The 25,939-nt window shown below is 66.9% G+C and carries 24 protein-coding genes; 9 read left to right on the top strand and 15 right to left on the bottom strand.

Annotated elements, in window-relative coordinates:
• Positions 1 to 24: 24 nt before the first annotated feature.
• Genes ACE37B_RS19310 through ACE37B_RS19295 form a run of 4 tightly spaced genes read right to left on the bottom strand, consistent with a single transcriptional unit; the run spans position 25 to position 4,764 of the window.
• A complete protein-coding gene (locus tag ACE37B_RS19310) occupies positions 25 to 1,290 on the bottom strand; it encodes an SRPBCC family protein (protein ID WP_409924963.1) in 1,266 nt (421 codons plus the stop codon).
• Between the two features lies 1 nt (position 1,291).
• Entirely contained in the window at positions 1,292 to 2,035 is a 744-nt protein-coding gene (locus ACE37B_RS19305) for a dienelactone hydrolase family protein (RefSeq protein ID WP_409924962.1), read from the bottom strand.
• 22 nt (positions 2,036 to 2,057) lie between these two features.
• The gene (locus ACE37B_RS19300; RefSeq protein ID WP_409924961.1) at positions 2,058 to 3,263 is read right to left on the bottom strand and encodes an aspartate aminotransferase family protein; all 1,206 of its coding nucleotides are present in this window, start codon (positions 3,261 to 3,263) and stop codon (positions 2,058 to 2,060) included.
• Between the two features lie 37 nt (positions 3,264 to 3,300).
• Complete coding sequence (locus ACE37B_RS19295; RefSeq protein ID WP_409924960.1) at positions 3,301 to 4,764, bottom strand: NAD(P)/FAD-dependent oxidoreductase; 1,464 nt, start codon at positions 4,762 to 4,764, stop codon at positions 3,301 to 3,303.
• Between the two features lie 28 nt (positions 4,765 to 4,792).
• On the opposite strand from ACE37B_RS19295, the gene ACE37B_RS19290 reads away from it, so the two are divergent.
• The gene (locus ACE37B_RS19290; RefSeq protein ID WP_409924959.1) at positions 4,793 to 6,589 is read left to right on the top strand and encodes a C45 family autoproteolytic acyltransferase/hydolase; all 1,797 of its coding nucleotides are present in this window, start codon (positions 4,793 to 4,795) and stop codon (positions 6,587 to 6,589) included.
• 16 nt (positions 6,590 to 6,605) lie between these two features.
• On the opposite strand, the gene ACE37B_RS19285 is transcribed toward ACE37B_RS19290, so the two are convergent.
• Positions 6,606 to 7,370: a crotonase/enoyl-CoA hydratase family protein gene (locus ACE37B_RS19285; RefSeq protein ID WP_409924958.1), complete on the bottom strand. Its 765-nt coding sequence runs from the start codon at positions 7,368 to 7,370 to the stop codon at positions 6,606 to 6,608.
• Between the two features lie 155 nt (positions 7,371 to 7,525).
• Between ACE37B_RS19285 and folK the strand changes: the two genes are divergently transcribed.
• From folK to ACE37B_RS19270, 3 genes are read left to right on the top strand one after another with little or no spacing between them, the layout of a single operon-like run.
• Positions 7,526 to 8,374, top strand: coding sequence for a 2-amino-4-hydroxy-6-hydroxymethyldihydropteridine diphosphokinase (gene folK, locus ACE37B_RS19280; RefSeq protein WP_409924957.1), 849 nt, complete (start codon positions 7,526 to 7,528; stop codon positions 8,372 to 8,374).
• A gap of 3 nt (positions 8,375 to 8,377) precedes the next feature.
• Positions 8,378 to 9,280, top strand: a complete 903-nt coding sequence (locus ACE37B_RS19275) for a glucosyl-3-phosphoglycerate synthase (protein WP_409924956.1) — start codon at positions 8,378 to 8,380, stop codon at positions 9,278 to 9,280.
• Positions 9,277 to 9,897: a histidine phosphatase family protein gene (locus tag ACE37B_RS19270; protein ID WP_409924955.1), complete on the top strand. Its 621-nt coding sequence runs from the start codon at positions 9,277 to 9,279 to the stop codon at positions 9,895 to 9,897. Before ACE37B_RS19275 ends, ACE37B_RS19270 begins: the two co-directional genes overlap by 4 nt.
• Here the strand turns inward: ACE37B_RS19270 and ACE37B_RS19265 are convergent.
• Positions 9,888 to 10,739 carry a dihydropteroate synthase gene (locus tag ACE37B_RS19265; protein ID WP_409924954.1) on the bottom strand — a complete coding sequence of 284 codons (852 nt, stop codon included), beginning with the start codon at positions 10,737 to 10,739 and terminating at the stop codon, positions 9,888 to 9,890. The genes ACE37B_RS19270 and ACE37B_RS19265 overlap by 10 nt on opposite strands.
• Here ACE37B_RS19265 and ACE37B_RS19260 point away from each other — a divergent pair.
• Together ACE37B_RS19260 and ACE37B_RS19255 are read left to right on the top strand one after the other, a co-directional pair.
• A complete protein-coding gene (locus ACE37B_RS19260) occupies positions 10,738 to 11,901 on the top strand; it encodes an acyl-CoA dehydrogenase family protein (RefSeq protein ID WP_409924953.1) in 1,164 nt (387 codons plus the stop codon). The two genes, ACE37B_RS19265 and ACE37B_RS19260, sit on opposite strands and share 2 nt — an antisense overlap.
• Positions 11,901 to 12,764, top strand: coding sequence for an alpha/beta fold hydrolase (locus ACE37B_RS19255; RefSeq protein ID WP_409924985.1), 864 nt, complete (start codon positions 11,901 to 11,903; stop codon positions 12,762 to 12,764). The genes ACE37B_RS19260 and ACE37B_RS19255 overlap by 1 nt, the downstream gene beginning before the upstream one ends.
• Positions 12,765 to 12,843: 79 nt before the next feature.
• On the opposite strand, the gene ACE37B_RS19250 is transcribed toward ACE37B_RS19255, so the two are convergent.
• Positions 12,844 to 13,602 (bottom strand): SDR family NAD(P)-dependent oxidoreductase, encoded by a 759-nt coding sequence (locus ACE37B_RS19250; RefSeq protein ID WP_409924952.1) that lies wholly within the window; start codon positions 13,600 to 13,602, stop codon positions 12,844 to 12,846.
• 85 nt (positions 13,603 to 13,687) lie between these two features.
• Between ACE37B_RS19250 and ACE37B_RS19245 the strand changes: the two genes are divergently transcribed.
• Together ACE37B_RS19245 and ACE37B_RS19240 are read left to right on the top strand one after the other, a co-directional pair.
• Entirely contained in the window at positions 13,688 to 15,433 is a 1,746-nt protein-coding gene (locus ACE37B_RS19245) for a PEP-utilizing enzyme (RefSeq protein ID WP_409924951.1), read from the top strand.
• On the top strand, positions 15,430 to 16,005 hold the full coding sequence (locus tag ACE37B_RS19240; RefSeq protein ID WP_409924950.1) for a carboxymuconolactone decarboxylase family protein: 576 nt from the start codon (positions 15,430 to 15,432) through the stop codon (positions 16,003 to 16,005). The genes ACE37B_RS19245 and ACE37B_RS19240 overlap by 4 nt, the downstream gene beginning before the upstream one ends.
• Positions 16,006 to 16,036: 31 nt before the next feature.
• Here the strand turns inward: ACE37B_RS19240 and ACE37B_RS19235 are convergent, their stop codons facing one another.
• The 8 genes from ACE37B_RS19235 to ACE37B_RS19200 all read right to left on the bottom strand — a co-directional run bounded on the left by ACE37B_RS19235 (position 16,037) and on the right by ACE37B_RS19200 (position 25,145).
• Entirely contained in the window at positions 16,037 to 16,828 is a 792-nt protein-coding gene (locus tag ACE37B_RS19235; protein WP_409924949.1) for an enoyl-CoA hydratase/isomerase family protein, read from the bottom strand.
• Positions 16,828 to 17,610, bottom strand: a complete 783-nt coding sequence (locus tag ACE37B_RS19230; protein ID WP_409924948.1) for an SDR family NAD(P)-dependent oxidoreductase — start codon at positions 17,608 to 17,610, stop codon at positions 16,828 to 16,830. Before ACE37B_RS19230 ends, ACE37B_RS19235 begins: the two co-directional genes overlap by 1 nt.
• A 54-nt stretch (positions 17,611 to 17,664) precedes the next feature.
• The gene (locus tag ACE37B_RS19225) at positions 17,665 to 18,444 is read right to left on the bottom strand and encodes an SDR family NAD(P)-dependent oxidoreductase (protein ID WP_409924947.1); all 780 of its coding nucleotides are present in this window, start codon (positions 18,442 to 18,444) and stop codon (positions 17,665 to 17,667) included.
• Positions 18,445 to 18,522: 78 nt separating this feature from the next.
• Positions 18,523 to 19,209 carry a lipoyl protein ligase domain-containing protein gene (locus ACE37B_RS19220; protein ID WP_409924946.1) on the bottom strand — a complete coding sequence of 229 codons (687 nt, stop codon included), beginning with the start codon at positions 19,207 to 19,209 and terminating at the stop codon, positions 18,523 to 18,525.
• 112 nt (positions 19,210 to 19,321) lie between these two features.
• Positions 19,322 to 21,496 (bottom strand): glutamine synthetase III, encoded by a 2,175-nt coding sequence (locus ACE37B_RS19215; RefSeq protein ID WP_409924945.1) that lies wholly within the window; start codon positions 21,494 to 21,496, stop codon positions 19,322 to 19,324.
• Between the two features lie 227 nt (positions 21,497 to 21,723).
• Positions 21,724 to 23,319 carry an SDR family NAD(P)-dependent oxidoreductase gene (locus ACE37B_RS19210; RefSeq protein ID WP_409924984.1) on the bottom strand — a complete coding sequence of 532 codons (1,596 nt, stop codon included), beginning with the start codon at positions 23,317 to 23,319 and terminating at the stop codon, positions 21,724 to 21,726.
• Positions 23,320 to 23,463: 144 nt separating this feature from the next.
• Positions 23,464 to 24,528: an isopenicillin N synthase family dioxygenase gene (locus ACE37B_RS19205; RefSeq protein ID WP_409924944.1), complete on the bottom strand. Its 1,065-nt coding sequence runs from the start codon at positions 24,526 to 24,528 to the stop codon at positions 23,464 to 23,466.
• Between the two features lie 56 nt (positions 24,529 to 24,584).
• Positions 24,585 to 25,145, bottom strand: a complete 561-nt coding sequence (locus ACE37B_RS19200) for a DUF1697 domain-containing protein (RefSeq protein ID WP_409924943.1) — start codon at positions 25,143 to 25,145, stop codon at positions 24,585 to 24,587.
• 305 nt (positions 25,146 to 25,450) lie between these two features.
• Here ACE37B_RS19200 and ACE37B_RS19195 point away from each other — a divergent pair, with 305 nt between their 5' ends.
• Positions 25,451 to 25,783 carry a hypothetical protein gene (locus ACE37B_RS19195; protein WP_409924942.1) on the top strand — a complete coding sequence of 111 codons (333 nt, stop codon included), beginning with the start codon at positions 25,451 to 25,453 and terminating at the stop codon, positions 25,781 to 25,783.
• The last annotated feature ends 156 nt before the right edge of the window (positions 25,784 to 25,939 follow it).

Raw genomic sequence — 25,939 nt, 5'->3', positions numbered from 1 at the left:
CGAGGCGCGCCGGTCGTGTGAGCGTCAGCGTTCGACGTAGGGGTCGAGCAGTTGTTGCATGCGCATCCGTTCCGGAATGCGGTCGGGGCCGATCACTCGATCGATCTCCTCGTGGAGATGCCAGATCCGTCGCTCCTGATAGTTGATCGGGATGCCCGTCAGCGCCGGCGACTCCATGGACCGTTGCATCGGCGCCATGTTCATCTCGTCTTCGGCCATGATCTGGTTGTAGACGGCGCGCCGGGCGCTCCAGTGATCGGGGAGGTCGCTCGGGTCGAAACGGTCCTGTCCCTCGGGCGGAACGGCGTAGTAGATCCAGTCGAGCCGTGTCGTGCGCTTGTCGATCGGCCAGAACAGGTTGATCGGAAACCCGTACGACCCCAGCGGGATGATCGCGTTGGGGAACAGGCTGATCGCCGTACTCGTGCAGTCGACCATCGCGGGCACGGTGTCGATCGCGCCGAGTTGACCGTGGTTGAGGTGGCGCCAGTCGTCCCATGAGGCCAGACCCGACCGCTCGAGGTTCTGTTTCGAGTACGGGGTGATCATCCGGCTGTGCCCGTTGGGGTACAGACCCATCGCGGCGCCACGGTTGTCGAGCACGCTCACACCGTCGTGGGAGTGGATGTGGCGGAAGTGGTACACCTCGAGGAACGCCTCCGCGGTGACCTTCCAGTTGCACGGCACGATGCGCGACTCGCGGTAGACCTCTCGCAACGTCGAGGTCTGGAACGGCGTGAACATGTCGGCGGCGGTGCCGAGCCAATCGATGAGGGGAGACGCATCGAGGTCGCGATTGACGAACACGAAGCCGCCCAAGGTCTCGCACCTGACACGAGGAAGGCAGCGCTCCTGCCAGTCGAGATCGACGAAGTCGCGTTCGTCGGGCACCGAGACGAGCGCCCCGTCGTCGATGTCGTAGGTCCAGGAGTGGTATTGGCATCGCAGCCGTCGTGACGAACCCCGAGGGTCGCGCACGACCGGCGCGCCGCGATGTTGGCACGTGTTGTAGTACCCGTTGATCTCGCCGTCGGTGCCGCGCACGATGAGGATCGGGACGCCGAGGTCGTCGAAGGTGACGTAGTCGCCGGGGTTCGGGACGTCTTCGCTGCGGCCGGCCAGCACCCAGGTCTTGGGCCACAGGTGCGCCTGTTCGAGTTCGTAGAACTCGTCGCTGATGTGGCGTTCGGTCGAGATGTCGTGGAACGCAGGGAACCCGTCTGGCGGTGCGGTTCGTGCGAACTCGTAGGCCATGTCGGCCTTGATCTTCTCGATGAGTTCGGGGCCCACGTCAGCGCCCGGCGCTCAGGTGTCGCGCGAAGAGCGCGGTGGTCTTGGCGAAACACGTGTCGGACGCGACCTGGTGGTAGGTGGCGTAGCCGGGCCAGGTGAAGCCGTGGTCGGCACCGTCGAAGATCTCGACCTCGACGTGTTCGAGCGGTTCGACGGCATCGAAGAACGGCTGATGCATCGCGATCGACTGGACCTGGTCGGCGGTACCGATGCCGATGTAGAGCGGGCGGGCGATGTCGGCAGCCGTGAGGTGTGGCGAGTCGTCACCGTCGTCGGCGAGGAACGAGGGATGCCATGTCGCGCCTGCGCCGAACCGGTCGGGCAGCCGCGTCAGCGTGCGCACCACGGCGCGGGCGCCGAGGCAGAACCCGATCGTGCCGAGGAGTTCGTCGTCGGCGAGGTCGAGCGCGCCGAGCGTGGCGTCGAGGTCACGTTGGATGCCATCGTCGGTGAGCGAGTAGAGCAGCGTCACCATCTGGTCGCGCAGCGACGGATCGGCGGCGACCGCATCGGGTTCGAAGCCGATCATCCGTCCGGCGCGGTGGTACAGGTCGGGCGTCGCCACCCGGTATCCCTCACCGGCCAGTTTGGCCATGAAGTCGCGGATCGCCTGTCGGATCGCGGGCGCGTCGTGGAAGATGACGACGGTGGGGTACGGGCCGTCGTCGGCCGGCTGCGTCACGAGGATGGCCATCGGGCCATCGGGGGTGTCGACGTCGAGGACGTCGTGTCGGAGCTCCATGCTCCGAACGTAGTGGAGCGACTCAGGCCTGGATCGAAGCGACCATCACTTCGACCATGGTGTCGATCTCCGCATCGCTCGTCGTGAGCGGCGGACAGAACGACAACACGTCGCCGATGGGTCGGACGACGACGCCGTGCTCGAGCATGCGCTGGCGGACGCCGATCGCGTCGTCGTGCACCTGGGCCGCACGAACGGCGCCGACGCCGCGGTGACCGGCGAGCACCCCGTCGGCGGTGAGCGCCGAGAACGCCTCGTCGAACCGTCGACCGATGTGCGAGGCGCGCTCGACGAGGCCGTCACGCTCGATGATCCCGATGTTGGTGACCCCGGCGGCACACGACGCGGGGTGCCCGGAGTAGGTGTAGCCCGTCCGCAGCATCGCGTCGGCGGACTCGTACACGTCGGCGACGTCACGACCGACGATGACGCCCGACAGCGGCTGGTAGCCGGAGGTGACGCCCTTGGCGAACGTGATCAGGTCGGGGGTGACGCCGTAGGTCTGGGACGCGAACCACGAGCCGGTTCGGCCGAACCCGCTGATGACCTCGTCGAAGCACAACAACGTGCCGTGCTGCTGCGTCAGCTTGCGGAGTCCTTCGAGGTAGCCGTCCATCGGTGGGAACACGCCGCCCGCACCCTGGACCGGTTCGGTGATGACACCGGCGATGCGCTCGCCGTGCTCGGCGAACACTCGTGCCGCGTCTTCGATGTCGTCGGGATCGACCTCGATGAAGTGCGGGACCAGGTCGCCCCATCCCTCGCGGTTGAGTTCGATGCCCTGAGCGGTGGTGCCGCCCCAGTTCGTGCCGTGATAGCCGCGGGTGCGCCGCACGATGATCTGGCGATCGTGGTCGCCGCGCAGGCGGTGGTACTGCCGCATCAGCTTCAGGGCGGTATCGACCGCTTCGGAGCCGGAGCTGCCGAGGAAGACGCGCCCGTCGGGCATCGGGCACTTGGAGGCGATCGCCTCCGCGACGTCGATGGCGGGCTGGTGGGTGAACGGGTCGAAGATGTGGTGCGTGTCGAGCGCTCCGAGTTGGGAGCTGATCGCGTCGATCATCTCCTGGTTGCCGTGGCCGACCTGGCAGTACCAGAGGCTGCCCATCGCATCGAGATACGACTTGCCGTGCTCGTCCCACAGGGTCGTGCCCTTGGCCCGAACGATCTTGATGAAACCTTCTTCGGGCTTCGCCGGATCGGCGAAGGGATGCAGCAGCGCAGTCATTTGCTGATCATTCCACAGCGGATGCGCGAGCGCAGTGTCAATCGCCGCGCAGCAGCCCGGCGACCCAGGTGGCCACTTTCGCCTCGCGATCGCGTGCCGCTTCGCGGTCGTCGGCGGCGATCAGGATGCGACGACTCGCGCGCACGCCGAGCCACCGGAACGGCTCGGGTTCCCACCGCCGCGCCGAGGCCCCGACCCACGGCAGATCGGTGCGTTCGGTCTCGACGCCGGCGATGACCTCGGCGAGGGTACGACCCGCGAGGTTGGCCGCTGCGACGCCTTCACCGACGTAGCCGCCGAGCGTGCCGGCGCCGCTCGCGCGGTCGAAGCGAACGGAGGGGAGCCAGTTGCGCGGGATGCCGAGCACGCCGCCCCAACGATGGGTGATGCGCGCGTCGCGCAGGACGGGAGCGAGCTCGACCAAGGTGTCACGGATCAGGCGGTGCGATGGCTCGTGGAGTTCGGTTGCACGATCGATCTTCGAGCCGAACAGGTAGGGGACCCCACGTCCACCGAATGCGATGCGATTGTCGTCGGTCCGCTGGCCGTAGATCACCATGTACCTGTCGTCGGCGAACGTCGGTCGGTCGTGGAGGCCGATCTCGTCGAAGACCGAGGCGGGGAGCGGCTCCGTCGCGACCATCAGCGAGTAGACGGGAAGCAGGTCGCGGCGGGCGCCCTGCAGATCTCGGGTGTAGGCCTCGAGGGCGCCCACCGTCACCGCGGCGCGGACGGTGCCGTGGTCGGTCTCGACCCGTCCGGGTTCGATCGATCGAACCGTGGTGCCTTCGTGGATCGTGACGCCTCGCTGCTCAGCGGCGCGCGCGAGTCCGCGCACGAGTCGTGCTGGATCGAGCGATGCGCACGGAGCGAAGAAGATCCCGGAGCGGACGTCGGTCGCAGCGAAGTGGGTGCGAGCCTCATCGGGATCGAGCAGGCGAATCACGTCATCGCCGTGTCCGTGTGCTCGAGCGGATTCGATCTCGGCGCGCTGGCGATCGGCTTGCGGCGTGGTGCGGGCGAGGCGGATGTTGCCGCCGCGATGGAATCCGCACTCGATGCCTTCGGCAGCGGCGACCCGGCCGATCTCGTCGACGGAGGCGAACGCCGCTCGCTCGAGCCGGAGCGCGGCCTGCGGTGACGACAGCTTGGCGTACTTGGACGCGGCCCCGGCCAGTTCCCCGATCGCCCAGCCTCCGTTGCGCCCAGACGCTCCGTAGCCGCACACGTGCTGTTCGAGCACGACGATGCGGGCATCGGGCTGCAGCTCCGCGAGGTAGTACGCGGTCCACAGGCCGCTGAATCCACCGCCGACGATCGCGATGTCGGCATCGAGGTCGCCGGGCAGGGGCGGACGTGCGTCGATGGTGCCGAGCTGGTCGATCCACAACGCCGTCGTGGTCGCCTCGCCGACGCCGGACGGGTCGGGCTTGCTGGCTGACGGGTCGGGCTCACGGTCGGGCTCACGGTCGGGCTCACGGCGTAATGGTGAAGAGACCATCGACGGCACGATATATCGTTGCCAGACCATGAGACGCCCGCCGATTCGCATCCTCGACACTTCGGGTTCCCCGGAACGCATCGGAGCGGCCCACGGCTCGGCGTTCGCCGAGGAGATCCGCATCTACGCTGCCGACCGCGTCGAACTCGTCACGTCTGGAGCGTGGAGCGGCGGGCCGATCAGCCGTGCCGACGTGATCGAGATCGCCGAGTCGATGATCCCGGCCCACGAAGCGTTCGATCTCGATCTCTTCGTCGAGATGGCGGCGATGGCAGAAGCGGCGGGCATCTCGATCGCCGAGGCGATCATCGTCGGCGGGTTCACCGACTTCGTCGACACGGTCCGAGCGGTCTCAGGGGGTCCCATTCCGACGACGTTGATCGAGGACGACTGCACTGCCGTGATCGTTCCCGACCATCGAGCGGGCGGCGCCGGCTACCTCGCGCAGACGTGGGACATGCACGACTCGGCGACCGAACACGTCTTCTTGCACCGAGCCCGTCCCACCGACGCGCCGGCGTTCAACGTGTTCACGACCACCGGCTGCCTCGGCCAGATCGGCATGAACACCGATGGCGTATGCGTCGGCATCAACAACCTCAGCGGCATCGATGGCACCCGCGGGGTCGCGTGGACGTCGGTCGTTCGCGGCATGCTCAAGACCTCGACGGCGGACGAAGCCCTTCGCGTGTTGCTCGATGCCGATCTCGCGGGGGCACACAACTACCTCATCTACGACCGCCACGACGTCGGCTACAACGTCGAGGCGATGCCATCGGTACGCCCGGTGACCACGCTCGCCGGAAACGTGATCGTGCACACCAACCATACGGTCGATCCGGCTGCGACGGCCGTGCAGGCGCAGCGGGCGCCGCTGCTCAACGAGTCGTCGACGAAACGATTGGCGATGGCGACTCAGCTCCTCGCCGAGGGTGACGTCGACAACGAGCGGCTTTTTGCCATGACTCGCGAGTCGTCGGCGATCTGCCAGGTCGCGAGCGAACCGCTGCACATCGAGTCGAGCGGCGCGGCGGTGATGCGGCCGAAGACCGACGGGTTCTGGTCGTGTTGGGGGCCACCGATCGACAACGACTACCAGCGTGTCGCGATGCCGCTGCGAATCCCTGAGGTACTACCGACCCCGCCGACGCCGCCGGTCGTGATCGGAGCACGTTCCGGCCTGCGCTACTTCCACCTCGACGCTGTCTGGGCGGACATGGTCGTCGAGCTCGAAGGCCAGGCGTTCCCCAACACCGGCCCTGACAACCTGTTCGGTCGCCAAGACATCCTCGATCTCGCCCGCGAGTTCCCGCATGGGTGTTTTGTCGGCCTCGGCGAGCGCGACGTGCCGATCGCCACCGGGTTCGGCGTGCGGACGTTCTTCGATTTCGACCAGCCGCAACACACCATGCTCAGCCTGCTCGAAGCGAACGGAGGCGGCACCGGCCACGTGCCCGACGGTGACTGGTACTACGGGATGACCCTCGTCGTGCGCCCCGATCACCGTCGACATGGCATCGGCGCGGAGTTGTACGAGATCCGCAAACAGGTCTGTCGTGATCTGGGTCTGCGCGGCATCGTCGCGGGTGGCGTGATTCCCGGTTTCGCGGGTCACAAGCACGCGATGTCGGCGGCGGAGTACGTGGCGAAGGTTGCTGCGGGCGAGCTGTACGACCGCACACTGTCGTTCCAGCTCGAGAACGGGTTCGAGGTGCGCGGCGTGCTCGCCGACTACATGCCGAACCCGACCGTCGACAACTACGCGTCGCTGATCGTGTGGGAGAACCGCGACGACGCGCCAACGGCGGGTCAGTCCCTCGCCTGACCTGCTGCGTCGTCGGTCAGGAGCCGGTCCACTCCGGGGCGCGCTTTTCTGCGAACGCGCGGGGTCCTTCGGCCGCGTCGTTCGAGCCGAACACCTGGCCCATGAGCGGATTCTGGATCTCGTAGAACTCGTCGTCGGTGGCACCCTGCGTTGCCTGGATGAGACGCTTCGATGCGGCGACGGCCAGCGGAGCGTTCTTGGCGATGCGTTCCGCGAGTTCGATCGCTCCCGCGACGGCGTCGCCCTTCTCGGTGATGCGGGCGACGAGGCCGTAGTCGAACGCTTCCTCGGCGGTGATCGGATCCGCCGTCAAGGCCATCTCCATCGCCTTGCCGTATCCGACTCGGCTCGGCAAGCGAAGGAGTCCGCCGCCAGCGGCGAACAGGCCGACCCCGGCCTCGGGAATACCGAGTTTGACGCCCTTGGCCGCGACCAGCAGGTCGCACGCCAACGCGAGTTCGAGGCCACCGGCGAGCGCGAAACCTTCGATCGCGCCGATCAACGGCTTGGCGGAGCCGTGGCGGATGAAGGTCATCATCGGGCCGATGTCCTCGCCGCGAGAGAACGCCTTGAGGTCCATTCCCGAGCAGAATCCGCGTCCGGCTCCGGTGAGCACACCCGCTGTCAGACCCGGATCGCCATCGAGTTCCTCGACTGCTGCGACGAGCCCGCTCGACAACGCACCGTTGATCGCGTTCATCGCGTCGGGTCGGTTCAGCGTGATCAAGAGGACGCGCCCGCGGCGCTCGGTGAGGACAGCAGGTTCGGAGTTCTCGCTCATCTCGCCATTGTGTCGCGCGAGTGTGTATCGAACCGAATGGGCTCGACCAGTCGATGGGCTCGACCAGTCGATGGGCGAGGCGTCGAGAAGAAATTCCAGATGCGAGGAGGTCGCAGTTACGCAAACCGCCGTCGGGTCACCCTAGGGTTCCGGACATGAGCGATCGGATCGAGATCAACGGGCTGCGCGCAGTGACCGTCGTCGGCGCCCTGCCCCATGAGCGCGAGATCGCTCAACCACTCCAGATCGACCTGTCGTTCGAGGTCGACCTGCATGATGCAGGCGTCTCCGACGAACTCGGCGACACCGTCAACTATGGGCTGGTCGCCGACAACGTCCTGGCCGTCGTGGTCGAATCCAAAGACGTGTTGCTGGAGCGGCTCGTCGCACGCATCGCCGACGTCGTGCTCGCCTTCGACCGGGTCGAAGCCGTCGACGTCAAGCTGACCAAGCTGCGTCCGCCGCTCGCTCTCGACGCGCAAGACACTGCCGTGCGAATCCGGCGCACCCGCGCCGAAGCGGCCGTGCCGCCGCACACTGCGCATCGGGCGTTCATCGCCCTCGGCTCCAATCTCGGCGATCGAGAGAGCTACCTGCGTTTCGGCGTGGCGAGCCTCGGCAACGTGACGGCGATGTCACAGGTGTACGAGACCGACCCGGTCGGCGGGCCCGACGACCAGGGTCCCTACCTGAACATGGTGGTGGAGGTCGAGACCTCGCTCGACCCGTTCGCGCTGCTACGCCGGTGCCAGCGGATCGAGGCCGAGGCGATGCGCCAGCGGGTCGTGCGGTGGGGGCCGCGCACACTCGACGTCGACATCGTGCTGTTCGAGGGTGTCGAGATGTCGAGCGAAGACCTCACGATTCCGCATCCCCGCTATGGCGAACGCCGATTCGTGCTCGCCCCGCTGGCCGACATCGCTCCCGAGCTGTGCCCGCAAGGTTGGGACGACGAACTCGAACCCGGCGGGGTCTACCCACGCGGGCTGCTGTCGACGGACTGAGCCGTGACCGGCACCCGCACGTTCGAGGTTCCCGACGCGTTGAGTGACGACGACGTCGCCGCGCTGCTTGCCGCCAAAGCCGATCGCACCGTCTCGGTGTGTCTGCCGTGCCGCGACGAGGCGGCCACGGTCGGACCGCTCATCAGTGTGATCCGAACCGAGCTCATCGAGAAGACCGGCCTCGTCGACGAGTTGATCGTCGTCGACGACCGCAGCACCGACGACACCGCACGCGTCGCTGCACATGCCGGCGCACGCGTCGTGTCGATCGACGATGTCCACGCAGAGCATGGCATCGGCCACGGCAAGGGCAACGTGCTGTGGGCGTCGCTGCTGGTGAGCCACGGCGACTTCATCGTGTGGTGCGACGGCGATGTCACCAGTTTCGAACCCGACTGGGTGATGAAGTTGCTCGGCCCGCTACTCGATGACGAGTCGGTGGCGATGGTGAAGGCGCTGTATCACCGCCCGACCAAGTACGGCGGCGGCGGTCGCACCACCGAGCTGGTCGCGCGGCCGCTGATGTCGCGTTACTTTCCGGCGCTCACGGGCCTCGCCCAGCCGCTGTCCGGCGAGTACGCCGGTCGACGGTCGGTGCTCGAACAGGTCGACTTCGTGCAGGGCTGGGGCGTCGAGATGGGGTTGTTGATCGACATCGCCCGACGGTTCGGTGCCGAGTCGATCGCGCAGGTCGATCTCGGCGATCGTCTGCACCGCCATCGAACGCTCCAGTCGCTGTCGGTCCAGGCCGCCGAGGTGATGGGCACCATGCTCGGCCGAGCGGGTGTGGCGGGCGAGTCCGGTGACGTACTTCGCCGCGCCGACGGGTCGGAAGTGCCGCTCAATCTCGCGTCGCGCCCGTCGCTGCAGAGCCTCGGGTTGAGTCGAGGAACGTCTCGACGATGAGCGTACGGATGCTCCTGATCCGACATGGGGAGTCGACGTGGAACGCGGTCGGACGCTGGCAGGGGCAGGCCGATCCGCCGCTCACCGAACACGGCGAATCCCAGGCGCAGCGCGCCGCGGCGACCGCGGCGCGCCTCGGGCCTTTCGACTCGGTGATCACGTCGGACCTGCGACGGGCGCGGCGAACGGGGGAGATCCTCGCCGAGGCGCTCGGCGTGAGGCTCGCTCCAGCGGTCGGTGCACTCGCCGAACGCCACGCCGGCGAGTGGGAAGGACTCACGCGCATCGAGATCGAGCAGGAGTATCCGGGCTATCTCGCCGAGGGTCGACGGCCGCCTGGCTACGAGCCCGACGGTGACATCGTCGAACGGGCGATGGTCGCGATGGCCCGTCTGCGCGAGTTGCATCTCGGCGAGACGTTGCTCGTCGTGTCGCACGGCGGCGTGATCAACGCGCTCGAACGACAGGACGGCGAGAGCTGGGAGCGACTCGACAATCTCGAAGGTCGCTGGTTCGAACAACGCGCCGACGGGCTGCACCCGATCGGAGCACGCGTGCACCTGATCGACGATGGGCTCGACAGTCCCGACGTCGTCGTCGATCCCGGCTACGCCTGAGTCGTGGTGTTGGTGGCACCGCCGTCGAGTTCGAGCCGGGCGGCCGCTTCGAACCGTCGGATCTTCTCCGGGTAGTGCGCTCGGCCGTACTCGGGTCGTTGGCGCACGACGATCTCGAGCAGCTCGTCGTGCTGCGCGGTTTCCTTCCATGGCAGCGCGATGTAGATCGGCAATCCGAATCGGCGGAGTGCGTCGAGATTGCTGTAGACCCGCTTCTGGTAGACGAATCGGTCGTCCCACGCCCAGTTCGACGGAGCGAAGCCCGTACCTGGGTCGACGATGCAACGGTGACGCAATCCGAATCGGTCGGCGTCGGCGAGGCGCGCCTCGAAGAAGTCGAGCATCACCTCGACCGGATCGGTGCGGACGTGGTCCATTTCACGAGGGTTCGGGCCCGACAGGAACGGCACGACGATCGGCACGTCGTACTCGGCAGCGACCTTCCACATCTCGTCCGATTGCATGCCATCGGCCGCGTTGATGACGGAGGCGCCAGCATCGAGCGACCGTTGCACGACCTCGGGTCGCCACGAGTCGATCGAGATGTCGACGCCGAGATCGGCCAGCGCGGGGAGGAGATGCTCGACTCGCGCCCATTCGTCTTCCCACCCGACGACCGTCGCCTTGTCGGTCGATCCTTGGCCGCCGAGGTCGATCGCATCGGCGCCGTCGGCAAGAAGTGATCGAGCACGATCCACGGCCGCTTCCGGCGTGGTGGCGATCGAATCGTCGGCGAGTGAGTCGGGGCTGGCGTTGACGACGCCGTAGATGATCACGTCGGCGAAGGTAGTCGTGTTCGCCAGTTGGTTGCCGAACCGATCCAGTTGACATGCTGTGCCCATGACGATCTATGACGAAGAGCACGAACTCTTCCGTGACAGTTTTCGGGCGTTCGTGGAAAGCGAGATGGTGCCCCATGTCGAGCGCTGGGAGCGCGAGGGGATCATGGACCGCGGTGTCTACGTGGAGGCCGGCAAGCACGGCTTCATCGGGATGGCGATTCCGGAGGAGTACGGCGGGGGCGGCGTCAAGGACTTTCGCTTCAACGCGGTGCTGAACGAGGAGATCGCTCGGGCCGGGATCGGCGGCGGCGGCCTCGGGATGATGCTGCACAACGACATCACGACCCCGTACTTCATCGAGTACTGCACCGAGGAGCAGCGGCAGCGCTGGCTGCACGGCATCGCGTCGGGTGAGTTGATCACGGCGATCGCGATGACCGAGCCGGGTACGGGGTCCGACCTGCAGTCGATCGGCACGTCCGCGGTTCGTGACGGCGACGAGTTCGTGCTCAACGGGGCCAAGACGTTCATCACCAACGGGATCAACTCCGACCTCGTGATCGTCGCCTGCAAGACCGGTGATCCGAAGGCGGGCGCGAACGCGATGTCGCTGTTGGTGGTCGAGCGTGGGATGCCGGGTTTCGAACGCGGGCGCAACCTCGACAAGATCGGCCAGCACTCGGCCGACACGGCGGAGTTGTTCTTCTCCGACGTGCGAGTTCCGGTGACCAATCTGCTCGGCGAAGAAGGCAAGGCGTTCGAGTACCTCAGCTTCAACCTCGCCCAGGAGCGCCTGTCGATCGGCCTGTACGGACTCGCGGCAGCGCAGGCGGTGCTCGACTGGACCGTCGACTACGTCAACGAGCGGCACGCGTTCGGCAAGCCGATCGCGTCGTTCCAGAACACGAAGTTCGTGCTCGCCGAGGTCGCCACCGAAGTCGAGGTGACCCGCCCGTTCATCGACGAGTGCGTGATGAAGTTGAACGCCGGGGAGCTGTCGCCGGCCGTTGCGGCGATGTCGAAGCTGTGGGGGACCGAGATGCAGAATCGATGCATCGACAAGTGCCTGCAGTTGTTCGGTGGGTACGGCTACACCACGGAGTACCCGGTCGGCCGAGCGTTCGCCGACGCCCGTGTCTGCACGATCTATGGCGGCACCAGCGAGATCATGAAGACGATCATCAGCAAAGACGTGCTCACCGGTCGCGGAGTGACCTCTTGATCGAGACGGTGCGGCTTCAGGCGGTCGGCGGTGTCGAACTCAGCGCCGACATCGCCGGCGATCCGAACGACCCGGCCGTGCTGTTGTTCCATGGCGGCGGGCAGACCCGACATTCGTGGGGGAGCGCGCTGCGCGATCTGTCCGGTCGCGGATTCCAGGTGGCGTCGGTCGACCTGCGAGGACATGGCGACAGCGACTGGTCACCCGGCGGCGACTACAGCGCGGGTGTCTTTCCGGGCGACGTCGCCGCCATCGCCCGTCAGTTCGACCGTCCGGTGCTCGTCGGGGCGTCGCTCGGCGGCACCTCGTCGCTGATGGCAGTGCATCACAGCCGGCCCGAACAGATCGCGCGGGCCCTGGTGCTCGTCGACGTGGCGCCCAACATCGAGCCGGCAGGCGTCGATCGGATCCGCTCGTTCATGCACGAACACATGCACACCGGGTTCGGGTCGCTCGACGAGGTCGCCGACGCCGTGGCCGCCTACAACCCGCACCGGCCGCGCCCGACGAACCTCGACGGCCTGCGCAAGAACGTTCGCCTGCGTGACGACGGGCGGTGGTACTGGCACTGGGATCCGGCGTTCATGTGGGGTCCGCACTCCGAGACCGACGAGACGCGGATCATCGAGTTCGACAAGCGCGCCGAAGCGCTCGAGGACGCGGCGCGAGCACTCGACATCCCGACCCTGCTCGTGCGCGGCCGTCAGAGCGATCTCCTCTCGGAGGAGGGGGCCAAACGGTTCCTCGAACTCGCCCCCGATGCCGAGTTCGCAGATGTCGCAGGAGCCGGCCACATGGTCGCCGGCGACGCCAACGACGCCTTCAACGACTCGGTCGTCGACTTCCTCCAACGCCTCCCCTGACCCCAAAGGTCATGGTGAAAGGTCATGGTGCCAGGCACCATGACCTTTCGCCGCGCTGGCGTGGGGTCGGCAGCGAGGGTCAGAAGATGGTGTAGCCGCCGTCGACGCAGATCTCCTGGCCGGTGTGGTAGGTCTGACTCGGATCCGCGAGGAACGCCCCGACTTCCCGGAACTCGCTCGGCTCGGCCCACCGACGTACCGGGGTGCGCTTGATCGTCGCCGTCCGGAACACGTCGCTCTCGTAGCCACCCGAGGCGAGTTCGGTGATCGTCCAGCCCGGCAGCAGCGAGTTGACCCGGATGCGGTGACGAGCCAGGCCGACGGCGAGTGCGCGGACGAGCCCGTTGAGCGCCGTCTTGGCCGTGCCGTACGCCTCGTTGCCGGCGGCGCCGTGGATGGCCGACGTGGACGACACGGCGACGAGACTGCCGCCATCGCCCTGGGCCACGAGTTGCCTGGCCGCCTCGCGCAGCGTGATGAACACACCGTCCAGATTGACGTCCATCACGGCGCGCCATTCCGCGAGCGTCAGGTCGAGGAACGGGGTGCCCGTGCCGCCTCGCCCGGCGTTGGCGAACAAGCCGTCGATGCGGCCGTGGCCGTCGACGGTCTGGCGCATCGTGTCGACGACAGCGGACTCGTCGCTGACGTCGCACACGAACGCGGACGCCGTGCCGCCGAGTCCTTCCAGCGTCTCGACCGCCGCAGCGTTCTTCTCCGCATTGCGACCCCAGATCGACACCGCGCCACCGGACATGACGATGCCTTCCGCCATGCCGAGCCCGATGCCACCGTTGCCGCCGGTCACCACGAACACCTTGCCGCTCAGATCGATCATGGTGCCTTCCTAGTCGCTGACCCTGCTCCGATCCGAGATCGGGCGTTCGGACGATTTAGGTTCCCCGCTCATGGAAAGTGCCAACGTGCCAGACAGCTGGATCAGCGACACGCAGATCAGTACCCGCTTCCCGTATTACACGAGGGCGAACGCCGACGAGGTCGGCCCGGAACCGTTCAGCCCGCTCGGCTGGAGCCTGGCTTGGATGAAGGGTTGCATCCCGGGCGTGGCCCAGGGGTTCGTGTCGTTCGGGGTCGTCGAGCCCACCGAGTTCGCGCTCGACCCGCCGGAGGTATTCGGCAACTGGGGTGGCTACTTCTACAACCAGCTCTCGCTGCCGCGCGTGATGGGCGTACGCATGCCCGGCGCCAGCGTCGAGGGCATGGACCACGCCTACTTCGGTGATCATCCCGGCGTGCCGCCGTACATGGCGCATCCCGACGACGAGAACGAGGACCAGAGCGTCAAGCTCGCCGAGCGGATGGGATGGGTGATGAGCACGTCCGACTTTCCGCAGCAGCTCGCTGCCTCGCAGTTGGCGTCCGACACGGTTGGCGCTCGTCCCGATCTGTCGAGCGCCACCAACGACGAATTGGTCGCCCGAGCCCGAGACGTGGCCGGCCCGGTACTCGAAGAGGCGTGGCACGCCTATTGCCAGTCGGCGCTCGCGGCGTCGCTCGGGCCGGGTGCCGTGCAGGCGATCTGCACGGCCATCGGTCGCGGCGACGATGCGATCAAGCTGCTGACGGCGGTCGGTGGCGTCGAGTCGGCCGACGCGTCGTTGGCGATGTGGTCGCTGAGCCGCACCATTCGGAACTCGCCGGAGTTGACGGCCGCCTTCGATGCCGGTGTCGACGACGTGATCGAGCGGATCGGGCAGTCGAGCGACGCCGATGCAGCGGCGTTCCTCGACGAGTGGAACGAGTTGATCGCGACCTACGGCCACCGCGGTCCCAACGAATGGGACCTCCACGCCAACTCGTGGACGACGAGGCCGACCTTGGCACTCGGGATGCTGGAGCGCATGCGCAACCAGGGCGACGCGAAGGCGCCGACCCAAGCACACCGTCGAGGTCGTGAAGAGCGCGAGGCGCTGACCGCTGAGCTGCTGGCCGTCGTGGAGGGTGACCCCGAAGCACATAGTGGTCTCCAGGCCGGCATCGGTGCCGCTGCGCTGTTTTTCGCCATGCGCGAGATGGGGAAGAACGCCTGCATCAAGCTGATCCACGAGGGCAAATTGGCGCTCTGGGAACTCGGCACGCGCATGGTCGATGCGGGCGCGATCGACCGGGTGCAGGACGTGTTCATGCTGCTCGACGAGGAGCTCGACGGCTTCCTCGCCGATCCGGCGTCGATGACCGAGACGATTTCGCGGCGGCGCGCCGTCTTCGATCACCTGGCGACGGTCGACCCGCCCTACATCGTCGGTCCGGACAGGCCGGTCCCACCGATTTCGCAGTGGCCGGTGCGCGGCACGAGCAACGCGTCGAGAGCCGATGCCGGCGACGTGCTCCAGGGGGCTGCCGGCTCGCCCGGCGTCGTGCGGGGCATCGCCCGCATCGTGCTCGACCCGTCCGATCCCGGAGCGATCGAGCCGGGAGACATCATGGTCGCCCCCACGACCGACCCGTCGTGGGTCCCGCTGTTCCTCGCAGCCGAAGGCGTCGTGGTCAACGTCGGCGCCGTGGCGAGTCACGCAGCGATCGTGTGTCGTGAGCTCGGCATCCCATGTGCCGTGTCGGTGATCGACGCTACCACCAGGATTCCAGACGGCGCCGAGATCGAGATCGACGGGTCGACGGGCGCCGTGACGATCATCTCGCTGCCATGACCGCACCCCGACCCGCAGGCCCACGGCCTGGGAGCCCGCGCATCGAGCCGGTCGATCTCTCGGAGGCGGACGGCGAGCTGGCCGAGATCCTCTCGGGCGCGCTCACGCACGATGGTCGCCCCCTCAACATCTTCGGCGTGCTCGGGCGTCATCCGAAGCTGCTCAAACGGTTCAACCTGATGGGCGGGTTCATCCTCAACAAGGGGCTACTCCCGGCACGCGAACGCGAGATCGTGATCCTGCGCGTCGGGTGGAACGCCCAAGCGCAGTACGAGTTCGGTCAGCACACCGTGATCGGCAAGGACGTCGGCTTGACCGACGAAGAGATCTCGGCGCTCACTCGCGACGGCGGCAACTGGTCTGACGACGACGCGGCGCTGATCGCACTCGCCGACGATCTGCACGCTGACGATTGTGTGAGTGACTCGACGTGGGCTGCGCTGTCGACCCGCTGGTCGGACGAGGAGCTGATCGAGTTGCTGATCGTGGCCGGGTTCTACCGGCTCGTTTCAGGTTTCCTGAACAGCGCCGGCGTCCAACTGGATGGCGGCGTTCCCGGCTTCCCTGAGTGACGGGTCGCAGGGCGGCGACGCGGTCGACGGGTCAGCGGCCTTCGAAGGACGGGCGGCGCTTGCCGGCGAAGGCGGCGATGCCCTCGAGTCCATCGTGGGTGCCCATCGACGCAGCGATCGTGGCCGACTCGAACTCGCCGGCCGATTCGAGCGCTCGGTCGGCTCCTTCGTACACGACGCGCTTGGCGTGGCCGAGCGCCCAGGCCGGGCCATCGGCGAGGCGTTGCGCGAGCGCGGCGGTCTCGGTGTCGACGTCGTCGTCGGGCACGACCCGATTCACGAGGCCCCACGACTCGGCGGTCGCTGCATCGAGCACGCGGTTGGTGAGCGTGAGGTCGAGCATGCGCCGCAGACCGATGTGTCGGCTCAGGAAGTACGAGGACGTGCCGTCGGGGGTGACGCCCGCGTTCGTGTACGCCATCGTGTACTTCGCCGACTCCGCGGAGACGACCAGGTCGAACGCGGCCATCAGCGACAAGCCTGCGCCGCCTGCCGCCCCTCGGACGCCCGCGACGAACGGCTTGGGGAGCCGATTCATCTTGTAGATCGCACCGTGGAAATCGACGAGCATGTCGGCAGCCAGACGGGCGACGCCGGTACCGGCCTCGGCGAACAGCTTGAGGTCGCCACCGGCGCAGAACACCTTGCCCTCCGCGGTGAACGACGCGGCCTTGACCGCATCGTCGAACTCGATCTCGACCATCACGTCACGCAGGTCGCGTGAGAACTGCGGGTTGACGGCGTTGGCGCCCTCGGGCCGGTTGAAGCGGACGTGGGCGACGCCGTTGTCGACCCGATACGTGATCGTCTCGAGTTCCACCATCAGTACGGCATCGTCCCGCCGTCGACGGGGAACATGTTGCCGGTCATGTTGCGAGCGGCGTCGGAGGCGAGGAACACGGCGACGGCGGCGACTTCTTCGACGGTGTTCGGTCGCTTGATCGCCGACTCCGCCGAGAACATCGTGATCAGGTCGTCGTAGCCGCCGAGGCCCATCGCGATCGCCGAGTCGGGTCCGGTTTCGCGCACGATGTCGGTCTCGATGAGCCCCGGCAGGATCGCGTTGACGGTGACGCCGAGCGTCCCGACCTCTTGTGCGGCCGCCTTGACGAGGCCGTTGACGGCGTGCTTCGTGGTGGCGTAGCCGGGGATGCCGGGCTTGCCGAGTTTGCCCTCGACCGACGAGGTCACGATGACACGGCCGCTCTCGCGGGGGATCATGTGCTGCAGTGCTCGGCGCATCCCCCAGAAGACGTGGTTGAGGTTCCAGTCGATCTCGAGCTTCCACTCCTCGTCGGTCATCTGCGCGACCGGCGCGGTGTTGAGCACGCCACCGGAGTTGAGGCAGCAGATGTCGAGCTGCCCGTAGCGCTCGATCGTGAAGTCGATCAAGCCTTCCACCGTCTCCTGCTTCGACGCGTCGCCACCGTAGAAGTCCGCGTTGTCGCCGGCTCCCATCTCGGCGAGGCATTCGGCGCCCTTCTCGGCATTGCGGCCGTTGACCACGACCTTGCCTCCTTCGGCGACGAAGGCGTCGGCCATCGCTCGTCCGATCGATCGTGTGCCGCCGGTGATGCAGGCGACCTTTCCATCGAGCTTTCCCATCGTTGTCTCCTTCGTTCGTTCCTGCGTCGCGTTGCTGATGTCGGTGCGGGCGTATCAGTACGGCGAGGTGCCGCCGTCGATCGAGATCATCGAGCCGGTGATGCCGGCACCGGCGTCGGACGCCAGCAGCACGCACACTTCGGCGACGTCACTGGTCTCGTTGAGACGCTTGATGGCGGATTCCTGAGCGAACATGCCCAGCAGTCCCTCGTAGTCGAGGCCCATCGACGCTGCCGCTGCGGGTCCTTCGGCCATCATGATGTCGGTCTCGATGGCACCCGGGCAGACCGAGTTGACCGTGATGCCGAGCGTGCCGACCTCTTGCGCTGCCGACTTGGTGAGGCCGTTGATCGCGTGCTTCGCGGCGACGTAGATCGACAGGCCGGGCTTGCCGACCTTGCCTTCGACGGAGCTCATCGTGATGATGCGTCCGGATTGCTGCGGGATCATGTACTTGAGCGCCGTCTGCATGGTCCAGAACGTGTGCCAGAAGTTCCACACGAGCGAGTCCTGCATCGCTTCGTCGGTCAGGTCGGCGACGGGCGCGTGGTTCGACGCGCCGCCCGCGTTCGCGAACAAGATGTCGATCTTGCCGAAGTGGTCGACGGTGCCGTTGACGATCGCCTCGCAGCCCTCTCGGGTCTTGACGTCGCCGGCGAGAAAGAACACGTCGTCGCCGCCGTTCATCTCGGCGAGCGCCTGAGCGCCCTTCTCGGGATCTCGGCCGTTGACCACGACCTTGGCGCCCTCTCGCAAGAAGGCCTCGGCCGTTGCCCGACCGATCCCGCGTGTGCCACCGGTGATGCAGGCGACGCGCCCGTCCAATGCTCCCATTGCAGTCTTCCCCTCGTCTGGTGTGCGCCGGACGATAACAAACCGTCGAACCGGGCTCGTTGTCGAAGGATCGCGAGCTCAGGACAGGTCGTCGCAGAGCACTCGAACGACGGCGTCGGCTACCTGATCGGGATCGGGCGGCCGGTCGAGCCCGATACGGAGCAGCGACGAATCGAACGCGTGGGGGATCGCCCCGGGGTCCACGAGTGAGGTGGTGAGGGCGAGGTCGGTGTGCGCGACGAACAACCCTTGGAAACGCGCGATGTTGCGCTGGCGGCGTTGCGACAGCCCGACGACTTTCGAGGGTCCCGCCGGTGTGGCTTGCACGATCTCACCCGGACCCAGCCCGGCGAAGCAGAGGAATCGGCCAGCCTCAGCGTCGACGAGCGAACCGGTGTGCATCGACAATCCCGGCACGCCGAGCGACTCGAGTGCGCGCAGCCAGACGTCGCCGACCCCGTGGAACGCGCGGTTGACGTCGTCGTCCCACCGCGGGCTCGAGGGTGGGATCAGCACGTCGACCCAACAACTCGCCGACGGGTCGACGAGCACGAGACCCCCGCCGCTGCGCCGCTGACAGACCTCGATGCCCAGCCGGTCGGCTTCGACCCTGTCGACGATGTCGGCGCGCTGCGAACTGCCGAGTACGAGGGCCGGCCGCTCGACCCGATGCACCCAGACGCTCGGCCGATCGACCGACGAGAGATCGCGATGGTGGAAGTCGTGCGCAGCTCCGGTGCTGTGCTCCACCTGCCATTCACTCACGACCAGAACGTACCGGGGCAACTCGCGGACGCGCTCCGACCCGCGGCGCTCCCTGGTCCTGCCGACTTGGTTGCCGAAATACTCGCCGCGGTGGATGGCAGCGGTGGATCGCCTACTTGATGAACAGCATCTCGCGGTACTTGGGGAGCGGCCAGGCGGCGTCGGCCACCTGGGTCTCGAGTGCGTCGGCGTGGGTGCGCACGGCGTCCATCAGCTGCCGGATGGTGTCGGCGCAGAACTTCATGTGCGCCTCCGTCGTCTCGAAGTCGTGGACGTCGAGACCCGATCGCAGCTCGGCGACGGCCGCGAGGAGCGCGGTGCACCCAGCGGAGAGTTCGCCCACCGGACCCGGATCGACCTCGACGCCCAATGCGGCCGCAGCGTTCATGCCGGCGGCGAGTTCGGAGGCGTATGCCATCGCGGCGGGGTAGATCACGGTGGTGGCGAGTTCGACACAGAGCTTGGCCTCGACCGAGATCGACAGGATGTACTGCTCGGCATACACCTCGTAGCGGCTCTCCAGCTCGACCGGTGAGAGCACCTCGGTGCGCTCGAACAGCGAGATGATCGAGTCGTCGAGAAAGGCCGGCAGCGCGTCGGCCGTCGTGGGAATGTTGCGCAGGCCGCGCTCTTCGACGGCGATGCGATGCCACTCCTCGGAGTAGCCGTCGCCGCCGAAGATGACGTTTCCGTGCAGTTCCATGAGTTCTTGGAGCACCGTCGACACCGCATCGATCTGCGACGCTCCTCCGGCGAACTCCGTTTCGAGGCGGTCGGCGATCCAGCTGAGGGAGTCGGCGAGCATCGTGTTCATCGCGACGAGCGGACCCGACACCGATTGTGACGAGCCGACGGCGCGGAACTCGAATCGGTTCCCGGTGAAAGCGAACGGGGACGTGCGGTTGCGGTCGCCGGGATCGCGTGTGAACGGCAGAATCTGCGACAGGCCGAGCTCCATCATCCCGCCGTCGCTGGAGGTGGCGACCTTGCCCGCACGGATGTCCTCGAACACGGCCTCGAGCTGATCGCCGAGGTACACCGACAAGATCGCCGGTGGCGCTTCGTTGGCCCCGAGCCGGTGATCGTTCGCGGCCGACGCGATGACCGCGCGCAGCAGCGGTCCGTACAGATGGACCCCGCGGATGACGGCGCCGCAGAACACGAGGAAGTTGAGGTTGTCGTGGGGAGTGGTGCCGGGATCGAGCAGGTTGCCTTGCGTCGAGTTGCCGACCGACCAGTTGACGTGCTTGCCCGAGCCGTTGACGCCGGCGAATGGCTTCTCGTGCAGCAGGCAGGTGAAGCCGTGCTTCTTGGCCGTCGACTTCATGATGGTCATCATCAACTGCTGGTGGTCGGCTGCCACGTTGGCCGCTTCGAAGTAGGGCGCGATCTCGAACTGGCCCGGTGCGACCTCGTTGTGGTGGGTCTTCGCGGGAATGCCGAGGCGGTAGAGCGTGTCTTCGAAGTCCTGCATGAACACCTGGACGCGCTCGGGAATCGCCCCGAAGTAGTGGTCGTCGAACTCTTGACCTTTGGGCGATGGGGCTCCGAACAGGGTCCGACCAGCCAGGAGGAGGTCGGGACGAAGGTTGGCGAAGTGGGAGTCGACCAGGAAGTACTCCTGCTCGGCGCCGCAGCTCGAGTTGAGCGTGTCGATCTCGGTTTCGCCCAGCAACGCCAACACCCGTTGCGCAGCGGTGTTCATCGCGGCGTTCGATCGCAGGAGCGGGATCTTCTTGTCGAGCGCCTCACCCGTCCAGGAGAAGAACACGCTGGGGATCATCAGCGTGGAGCCGTTGGCGGTGTTCATCACGTACGCGGGGCTCGATGGGTCCCAAGCGGTGTAGCCGCGGGCGGCGTTGGTCATCCGCAAGCTGCCGTTCGGGAACGACGACCCGTCGGGCTCTCCCTTGATCAGCAAGCTGCCGGTGAACTCGGTGATCGCCTTGCCTTCCGGGTTGGTGACGATGAACCCGTCGTGCTTCTCGGCGGTGATGTTGGTCATCGGGAAGAAGATGTGGGAGAAGAACTTGACACCCTTGCCCAACGCCCAGTCCTTCATCGCTGCGGCCACGATGTCGGCCGTGGCCGGGTCGAGCGGGGCGCCGGTCTGGACGGCCTTCTTCATCTCCTTGAACGCGCTCTTGGAGAGGCACTCTTCCATCGTCGCGAGGTCGAACACGTCGCAGGCCCAGATCTCGCTGAGCGGACCCCCGGTCGTGGTGGAGACGGGCGACCGGTCGGTGATCGATTCGATTGCTTGTTGGCGGGAAGCGTGTGCGCTCATGTTGGGGTCCTCTCGGTGGGCTGCGAACCCGACCGTCATCGACGGTGCGATGGTGATGGTGCGTGACAGGGGGTGACAGGGAATGACGGTGAATGACTCGGCGGGAACGTATCGAGATCCTTCGGCATCATGCCGAGCGGATCGTGGTGTTCTCGCTGCCGTAACGCGGCGGTGACCAAGCGTGCGGCGGTGACGTCGGGCTCGATGACCAGTCGGTCACCCGTGGTTCACCAGTCGGTCGGTGCGTAGTCCTTGAGGAATTGCCCCCACACGTGGGTACCGGTGTTGATCCCGTCGATGATCGGGTCGACGATGCGTGCGGCGCCGTCGACGATGTCGAGTGGGGGATGGAACCCGTGCTCGGCGGTCTTGGCGGCGGCGATGGCGTCGGGGTCTTCGTCGCTCACCCACCCCGTGTCGACGCTGTTCATGTTGATGCCGGAATTGCGATAGTCGGTGGCCGAGGTGCGCGTCATCATGTTGAGCGCCGCCTTCGCCATGTTGGTGTGCGGGTGCTTTGTGGTCTTGCGGGGTCGGTAGAACTGCCCCTCGACGGCCGACACGTTGACGATGTGCTTGTGGCTGCCGGGCGTTGCCTCCATCAACGGTTTCAGTCGCGCGTTGATCACGAAGGGTGCGACGGCGTTGACGAGTTGGGTTTCGAGCAGCTCGACCGACGACACCTCGTGCAACTGGAGGCGCCACGAGTTGCGATCGCGAAGATCGATCTGCTGGAGATCTTGGTCGAGCTGCCCGTCGGGAAACAACGTTGCCGGCGACGTGTGATCGCTCGCCAGGAGGTGAACCTGTGAGAGCTCCGCCGACCGAGCGATCCCTGGGAAGCCGCCGACGCCCTCGGCGCTGACCGGTGGCCGGTCGCCGGTCGATTCCGGTGTCGATGCCGGTGTCGATGCCGGTGTCGATGCAGGTGTCGAGGCGTCGGAGTCGAGTGCGGCGGGGCCTGACCGCAGCATCTCGTACGAGCCGACGAGCCGTCGAGCGTCGTGCGACAGCGAGTCGAGTGCAGCGGTCTCCTTCGCCATCATGTGCTCGTAGAAGCCGGGCGGGCGGCGCACCGTCTGACACGCGTTGTTGACGATCGCATCGAGACGGGTTCGCGTCCTGGCGACGTGGGCGCAGAATGCCTCCACGCTGGGGGTATGGCGCAGGTCGAGGCCGAAGATCTCGAGGCGATCGCCCCACTCGGCGAAGTCGGCCTCCGTCGCAAACCGCTCAGCGGCGTCGCGTGGGAAGCGGGTCGCGACGATGAGTTCTGCGCCGCAACGAAGCAGCTTGATCGCTGCCTGGTATCCGATCTTGACGCGGCCGCCCGTGAGGAGCACGACCATGCCGGTGAGGTCGGCGAGCTCGCTGCGCTTGGCGTAGTTGTGTGCCGCGCACTCGGGGCAGAGCTGGTCGTAGAAGTGATGGATCGTGCGGTAGCGGACCTTGCAGATGTAGCAATGCTGCTCGTCGAGGGTCTCGCCGGTCGACGCCGAGTCGAGGCCCGGTCGGATCGGGTCGGTGGCCGATCGACCGGGTGTGTCATCGGCGAGTTCGGGCGTGGTCGGCGGATACACGTCGGGGGTGGTGAAAACGGGCCGCGCCCGCAACGTGCGGATGCCGGTCTCGTCGAGGAGTTGTTCGTCGCGCTGCGTTCGAGCAGCGCGACGTCGCTGCTGCAGGAGCTTGGTTCGGCGACGGCGGATGTCGGGGTCGGGGCAGAACACATCACCGGCGGCATTGAAGAACTGCGACCGCTCGGAGGCGCTCAACTCCTCGACCAACTCCGGGGCGGCGACGACCTCGTGCAGCACGGCCATCGTGTCGAGCAGCCGCTGACGGATAGCCGGGTCGCCAGCAGGGACGCTGGACGTCACGCCAGCCGACGTGCCGCGAGAATCGTCGCCGGGCTCGCTCGGGGATGGGTCCGCCGGGTGCACGGGCGGAACCTATCGGGCCCCTGCTCAGTCGAGCGCGGCGCCGACGCGGGCCGCTTCTCGCTCGGCGTGCTGGTTCAGCTCGAGTCCGCGTGATCCGGCGAGCTTCTGGCCGATGTGCTCCGACACGGTGACGTCGTCGTACGAGCTCGTGCCGTCGGCGTTGCGGCACGGGGGGAGGGTCGAGATGATCGCGTCGGCGTTGCCATCGTGGAAGTACGCAGCAGAGCGGCGTCGGATGAGCCGACCCTCCGCGTCGGTCGGCGGCACGACACGATGCATCGTCGACATCCACTGATCGTTGGTCCATCGTGAGGTGAGGTCGCCGAGGTTGATCAGTAGCGCACCGGGTTCGGGCACGACCGACAACCACGAGCCGTCGGGTCGCAGGATCTCGAGCCCGGCGACCGGGTCGGCCCACAAGACGGTGACGATGCCATAGTCGGTGTGGGCGCCCATCCCGAGCTGTGACGGTTCGAGGGTGATGCCGTCGGGCACGTGGTAGTGGTTCATCCGCAGTACGTCGATCGAGTGGTCGGTGAACTCGTCGAAGTGATTCGGCTCGAGTCCGAGCGTCGCGGCGAAGATCTCGGTCATCCGGTCGGCGACGCCGCGGGCGGCATCGAACCAGGTGCTCACGTCGGCGCGAAACGCGTCGCCGCCGTCGAGTGTTGGCCAGATGTTCTCGGCGTAGACCTCCTCGTCGAGGTCGAGGTGCGCGAAGTCCGACGCCGACGCACCGACGTTGAATGCTTCGAACAGATCGTCGGGGGACGCGACACCGAGGCTGTAGCTCAGTCGCTCGGACCGCGGCGGTGTGTACCCGCGGTTGATCGACGGTCGTGGCGCGATGCTCGTGGCCTTGTCGTCGGGATCGAGTCCGAAGAACCAGTCGATGGCCCGGGTGAGGGCCTCGACCTCGCCGTCGATGCCGTGCCCGACGATCTGCATGAAGCCGACGGTGCGGCACGCTTGGCCGATCGCGGTCGTGATCCGGTGTCGGGTCGTCTCGTCGCCGGATTCCCATCCGCCGATGTCGACAACGGGAACGATCGAGTCCGGAACGATCGGTGGGGGAACGATCGAGGTCATTGCCGAAGCGTACGCATCGCTGCGATGGCTGTCGACCCGATCGCTGGCGCAACCCCTCAGTCGCTGAACTTGGCGAGCATCCGCTCGACGGTGCCGATCGTCCGCATCGTCATCGGACCGACGATCCGCTCGATGCGTGCGACCGGGAGCTCCGAACCGCTCACGCCGGCGCGAGGAAGCCACAGCCATTCTCGGCCTCGCACGATCACCTCGTCGGCCGCGGGAACGAGTTCGTGGACGGCCCTCGCCTGTTCGGGTGTCGGCGCATGGGACATGAACGTGATCTGGGCGCGTCCTTCGGTGGCCGCGAACACATCAGGTGGGAAGGGCAACGGATCGATGGCCGCGCGAAGCTCGGGCAGCGTCCGAACGAATGTCGGCGCGTCGAATCCATACGCATTCGACAGCGCATCGGTGAGTTCGGAGTCGAGCATGCCGGGCTCACGGTCGCAGCGGAACGCGACATTGCCGGCGGCCTGATACGCCGCGACGTCGACGAGGCCGAGTGCGATGAACGGAGCGACGACCTGCTCGTTGGTCACGCGCCGCTGGCCGGTGTTGATCGCCCGGATGAACGCGAACATCCGCTCGCTCGGGCGGGTCGTCGACGTCGCCATCGTCGCAGTCTGGCGCGTTCGACGGACGCCGCGGAGTGTCCGACCCGTTCGGTCGAGCCTCGACGACGCGAACCTGGGTGTCTTGGGGCATGGACGCCCCCCGAGTGATTGACGACCCCCGAGTGATGAACGACCCCGGGTGCTCGTGGCGATCCGGCTCGATGGAGGCGAAGTCGTCTCGGAAAGGGATCGAGAACTCGATGTCTCTGGCGTCGAGCCAGGCGATCTGGTGTCCGCCGCTCGGGTCGATCGCACGAGAGATCGGCCGAGGTGTCCAGATCCGCGGTGTCGTATCCTGCTGAACGGTGAGCGACGAGGTTTCGGACACGGCGATCGAGCGCTACGACCTCGACGTACGCCCGGCGAGCCGATGGAAGGTGCCGTTCTTCGCGGCGGTAGCGATCGCGCTCGGTGTGTTCAGTGACCACCCGATGACCTACGGCGGACGACGCGCGACCGTCGTCGACCGGCGCGGCGCGGACGTCGTCGGTCGCTTCCGGGAGCGGCCGATCGTCGGCGACGCCAGCCCGCTCGGCCTCATGCTGACGGCGTACCACGAGGCGTCAGCAGCGGACTTCGAAAACGTGTGGCTCCACGGCCCTGACAACCGTGTGCGCCGGGGGAACGACGCGCGCTGAGGGTCCGGCGGCGCGGCACGCGGTGAGCGAGATCGCTTCAGCGACCGCCGGCGCCGCAGTCGGGTGCTGGCGGGTGTGGTCTCGTGACGATCTCGTTGTGGCTGCTGACTGAGCGTGAGGCGCGACCGATGCCGTCGTCCGGCGGATGCCAGAGAC

It is taken from the genome of Ilumatobacter sp. (genome assembly GCF_046290335.1).
Taxonomy (GTDB): domain Bacteria; phylum Actinomycetota; class Acidimicrobiia; order Acidimicrobiales; family Ilumatobacteraceae; genus Ilumatobacter_A.
Note: the sequence above shows the minus strand (reverse complement) of the source record. Positions and strands in the feature narration are given on the sequence as shown.